Below are 5,679 nucleotides of genomic sequence, written 5' to 3' on the forward strand. Positions count from 1 at the left end.
GGTGAGGGTGGTGTCGTTGCAGACGACGGCCACGGCGTCGGGGGTTTCCAGTGCCCGGCGTATGACCAGTTCGTGGATCGCACCGACCGGGAGTTGTCCGCCGTCACCCGCCCATGACTCCACCAACTGCCGCTCGGTGTCGCCGAGCAGGACGACGTCCCCGAACGCGGTGTCCGGTTCGGAGACCATCGACTCCAGCACCCGCACGTAGTAGTCCCGCATCAACGCCACCTGGACGGACGACAGTTCGCCGCTGTCGTACTCCATCTCCAGGCTCAGCCCCTGGTGCCCGGGCTCCTGGCTGACGGCCACCAGCAGCGGGAAGTGGGTCCGTCCACCTCCGGTCGCACGCGCGCGATCGTCGTCCGTGTCCGCCCCACCGGCGAGTGTGTCGATCTGACGGAAATGGTTGTAGACGAAGCCGGTCTCGAAGAGCGGTTCCCCGCCCAGTTCGCGTTGGATCGCGGACATCGGATATCTGCGATGAGGCAGCATGTCCTGCTCGGCCTCGAACACCGCGCGTACGAGGTGCAGCCAACTGCCCTCCGGCAGCTCCAGCCGGAACGGCAGAGTGTTGAGGAAGAGCCCCCGCACCTCGGTTCCGTCGGTCTCCTCCAGCCGACCGTTGGACGACAGCCCCGTGACGACGTCCCGGCTGCCGGTGGCGAGGCTCATGACCCGCAGATGCGCTGCCAGCAGCAAGGACTTCAGCGGCACCCCACAACGCCGGGCGAACCGGTCGAGACCATCGCCCAGACCGACCGGCAGGGGCGTGATCAACTCTCCGTGCCGGCGCTCCGCGTCGTTGTGGTGCACCTCGCCCGCGCTGCACAGCCCCGCGAGCCCGTCGGGAAGAGCAGTGGTGTGGCGGGGGAGGCGGGTGTCGGGGCGGTCGGTGAGGAGGTTGTGCCAGTAGGTGGTGTGTGCGGGGTTGGTGAGCGCGGCCTGTTCGGCGGCGATGTAGTCGCGGTAGGTGGAGCGGAAGGGCGGGAGTGATGGAGTACTGCCGTCGAGGAGGGTGTGGTAGGTGTCGATGACTTCGGCGAGGGTGGAGGCGAGGCTCCAGCCGTCGAGGATGGCGTGGTGGTCGGTGACGGTCCACTGGAAGGCGTCGTCGGACAGCACATGGACCGTCATCCGGAACAACGGCGCCACCGCTACAGAGAAGCCCTCGTCCTGTTCGCTACGGACGCACTCCGCCACCGCCGCCCGTTGTGCACTGCCGTCCTGACCCCGCAGATCGACGACGGTCAGCGGCGACTCGGCCCGCTCGTGCACGAGCTGCACCGGCTCGCTGTATCCGCTCAGGTCGAACGAGGTACGCAGGACATCGTGGCGGCCCACCGTCAGCTCGACGGCCCGCCGGAAGGCATCCTCCTCGAACCGCTCGCCGAGCCGCACCGTACTGACGTTGTGGTACGGATTGCGGTCCGGGTCGATCTCCATCTCGTAGACCATGCCGACCTGGAGGGCCGCCATCGGATAGGCGTCCACCAGCCCCTCCGGAAGCGCCTGCCGGTCCTTCGCCGACAACAGGGCGAACGGCTCCGCCGTCGGTGCGGGGAGCGGTTCCGCCGCCACCGAAGTCACCTCGGTGCCCAGCGCGGCGAGCGTCGGGGACCGGAACAGTACGGGCAGCGTGAGCAGCAGACCCTCCTCCCGGGCCCGTCCGATCACCTGAATGCTGCGGATGGAGTCGCCGCCGAGGTCGAAGAAGTTGTCGTGCCGGCCGATCCTGTCCACCCCGAGGACCTGACGCCAGATCACCGCCAGCCGTTCCTCCACCCCGGGCAGCGGCGCCACGTACTGGGACGACAGCTCCGGGCGGTCCCCGGACGGTGCGGGGAGCCTGCCGCGGTCCACCTTGCCCTGGGCCGTCAGCGGGAACGCGTCGAGGAACACGAATGCCTTCGGCAGCATGTACTCCGGCAGCTTCTCCCGCAGCGCCGAACGCAGTTCGGACACATGGGGTGCCGGGGCGTCGCACACCACGTACGCCACCAGATCGGCCCGTCCCGACGCGTCCCGCGGCGCTGTCACGACACACTGGCGAACGCGCGGGTGAGCGCCGATTGCCGCGCTCACCTCGCCGGGCTCCACCCGATAGCCGCGAATCTTGACCATGTGGTCGACCCGGCCGAGGAACTCCACCTGACCCTCGGCCGACCAGCGCCCCCGGTCACCCGTGCGGTACAGCCGAGCACCCGGCACGGAGGGATGCGGCAGGAAGTGCTCGGCGGTCAGCGCGGGTCTGCCGAGGTAGCCGCGTGCGAGGCACGGCCCGGCCACGTACAGCTCACCCGGGCTGCCCACGGGCACGGGATGGCCGGCCTCGTCCAGCACTCGGACCTCGGTATTGGCCAGCGGTGTGCCGAGCGGCAGCGGGCCGGCCGGGAGCGAGTCCGCGGTGAAGATGCCGCAGACGGAGAACGTGGTGGTCTCCGTCGGACCCCAGCAGTTGACCAGTTCGAGTTCAGGGCAACGGGCGAGGATCCGGCCGGCGTGCGGTGCGGAAACCGTCTCACTGCCGGTGAGCAGTCGGCGCAGTCCGTCGAACGTCTGCGGCTGCTCGTCCACGAGCAGGGTGAACAGCGAGGCAGTGGCGTGGAGGACCGTCACGCCGTGATCCGTCACCCAGCCCGCCACATCGGCCGGGGCGTACCGTCCCGGCGAAGCGAGCACGAGCCGGGCCCCCGCCGCCAGCGGCGCCCATATCTCGAAGGTGGAGACATCGAAGGCGACCGTCGCGATCTGGAGAACGGTGTCGTCCTCCCGCAGCTCCATCGCGGGACCGCCGTGCAGAAGCTCGGTCACGTTGCGGTGCCGGGTCACCACACCCTTCGGCCGCCCTGTGGAACCGGAGGTGAAGATGGCGTAGCAGGCGTTGTCCGGTCCGGCGCCGGCCTCCGGGACCCGGTCGCACCGCGTCTCCTCGGGCAGAACGACGGTGTCCACGTCGACGGTCTCCCACGGCCCCCGCGGAACCAGGTCCCTGGTGCTCGACCCGGCCAGGACCACCCGCACGTCCGTCTCCTGAAGCATGTGCGCGAGCCGGGCCGCGGGGAAGGAGACATCCAACGGTACGTAGGCCCCACCGGCCTTGAGCACGGCCAGCAGGCCGACGACCAGTTCGGGCGAACGGTCCAGGCCCACCCCGACGAACACCTCGGGGCCGACGCCCAGCCGGCGCAGATGACGGGCCAGCCGGTCGGCACGCGCATCGAGCTCGCCATACGTCAGGGACCGCTCCCCGGCGACCACGGCGACGCGGTGGGGCTGCGCCACCGCCCGCGCCTCGACCAGCTCGTGGACGGGCGTGGTCGGGACAGCGGCGGCGTTGTCGTTCCAGCGTTCCAGCAGGGCCTGCTCGGCCTCGCCGAGCAGACCGGCCGGTCGGTGGGCGGCGTCCGGATTCTCGGCGATCGCCCGCAGAGCCCGCAGGTGGTAGTCGCGGATCAGACGCATCTGTTCCGCGGGGAACTCTCTGGCGTCGTACTCCAGCTCCATCCGCATGCCGGCCAGGCCCGGTTCGCGGCTCATGGCCACATGCAGCGGGAAGCTGGTCCGGGCGACACCGGCGGCCGTCTCGTCGTGCGGCCCGGAGACCGAGGCCCGGCCCCCCTCGGCCAGCTCGTCCACGTGGCGGAAGTGGTTGTAGACGAAGCCGGTCTCGAACAGGGGGTCGCAGCCCATCGCACGTTGCAGCGCCGGCATGGGGTATCTGCGGTGCGGCAGCATCTCGCGCTCGGCCTCGAACACGGCGCGCGCCAGATCCGCCCAGCTGCCGTCGGGCAGCCGCAGTCGGAAAGGCAGCGAATTGAGGAACAGCCCACGGACCTCGGTGCCGTCGGTCTCCTCCAGCCGCCCGTTGGACGACAACCCGGTGACGGTATCCGCGCTGCCCGTGACCAGGCTCAGAACCCGCATGTGGGCGGCCAGGACGACGGCCTTGAACGGCACGCCGATCCGGGTGGCGCTGTCCTCCAGCGCCGACAGGAGCTCCGACGGCACCACGGTGACCAGCGCCCCGTACCCACCGGTGCTGTCGTGCTCATGCACCTCGCCATCGAGCCGCTCACCGATGAGCAGGGGGGCGCCGTTGCCGCTGTGGCGGGGGAGGCGGGTGTCGGGGCGGTCGGTGAGGAGGTTGTGCCAGTAGGTGGTGTGTGCGGGGTTGGTGAGTGCGTTTTGTTCGGCTGCGATGTAGTCGCGGTAGGTGGAGCGCAGGGGTGGGAGCGTGGGGGTGTGGCCGTCGAGGAGGGTGTGGTAGGTGTGGATGATTTCGGCGAGGGTGGAGGCGAGGCTCCAGCCGTCGAGGATGGCGTGGTGGTCGGTGACGGTCCACTGGAAGGCGTCGTCGGACAGCACATGGACCGTCATCCGGAACAACGGCGCCACCGCCGGATCGAACCCCGTCGTCCGCTCCCCACGGACGTAATCGGCCAGCTCACGCCGCTGCCTGGCCTTGCTCAGCCCGCGCAGATCCACCAGGCCTAGAGGCATCTCGACTTCCGCGTGCACCAATTGCATCGGCACGGACAGACCACTGAGGTCGAATGAGGTACGCAGCACAGGATGCCGCTCCACCACCATGGACACTGCCGCACGGAAGGCTTCCTGCTCGAACCGGCCCCGAAGATGCAGCGACGTCACATTCAGATAGGGGTTGCGGTCGGGGTCGCGTTGCATTTCGTAGACCATGCCGATCTGGAGTTCGGCCATGGGGTAGGCGTCGTCGAGGTGGTGGGGGAGGTGGTTGCGGTCGTGGGGTGTGAGGAGGGAGAAGGGTTGGGTGGTGGGTGGTGTGGTGGTGGGTTGTGTTGTGGTTGTGGTGGTGGCGAGGTCGGCGAGTGTGGGGTGGTGGAAGAGGTCTTGGAGGTGGAAGGTGAGTCCGTTGTCGCGGGCTCGGCCGAGTATCTGGATGCTGCGGATGGAGTCGCCGCCGAGGTCGAAGAAGTTGTCGTGGCGGCCGATGCGGTCGATGCCGAGGATGTCGGCCCAGATCGCTGCGAGGGCTTCTTCGATTCCGGGTAGGGGCGGGGTGAACTCTGTTTCGAGGGTGGGGCGTTCGGTGGTGGGGGCGGGCAGGGAGCGTCGGTCGAGCTTTCCTTGCGGGGTGAGCGGGAGGGAGTCGAGGAGGACGAAGTTCCTCGGGATCATGTAGTCGGGGAGGTGGTCGGCGAGGGCGTCGCGGAGTGCGCTGGTGGTGGGTCTGTCGGTGCCCGGTTCCGGCACGAGATAGGCGACCAGATCCGTACGCCCGTTCGCCTCCTGATATGGAAGGGCGACGGCCTCACGCAGACCGGCCACACGGGCCAACTGATCCTCGATCTCTCCGAGTTCGATGCGGTATCCGCGGATTTTGACCTGGGCGTCGGCGCGGCCGAGGTATTCCAGGTCGCCGGAGGGTGTCCAGCGGGCGAGGTCGCCACTGCGGTAGAGGCGTGCTCCAGGTGTCTGTCCCAGGTGATCGGGGACAAAGCGCTCAGCTGTGAGGGCCGGCTGGGCCTCGTAGCCGCGCGCGAGTCCTGCTCCTGATATGTGCAGTTCGCCGGTGACGCCGATGGGGGTGGGGTTTCCGTATGGGTCGAGGACATGGAGTCGGAGGTCCGGGAGGGCGGTTCCGATTCTGGTGTTGTTGTTGAGTTGGTGTTCGTTGATTTCGTTGGTGGTGACGTG

1 protein-coding gene is annotated in these 5,679 nt (G+C 68.9%); it reads right to left on the reverse strand.

Translation table 11 applies throughout. The features are described 5' to 3' along the window. Positions 1-5,679, reverse strand: a 5,679-nt coding sequence (locus ABZ826_RS38725) for an amino acid adenylation domain-containing protein (RefSeq protein ID WP_361459207.1), incomplete at both ends; no start/stop codon positions are given.

The sequence above is a fragment of the Streptomyces sp. NPDC047515 genome (assembly GCF_040643055.1).
Classification (GTDB): Bacteria; Actinomycetota; Actinomycetes; order Streptomycetales; family Streptomycetaceae; genus Streptomyces.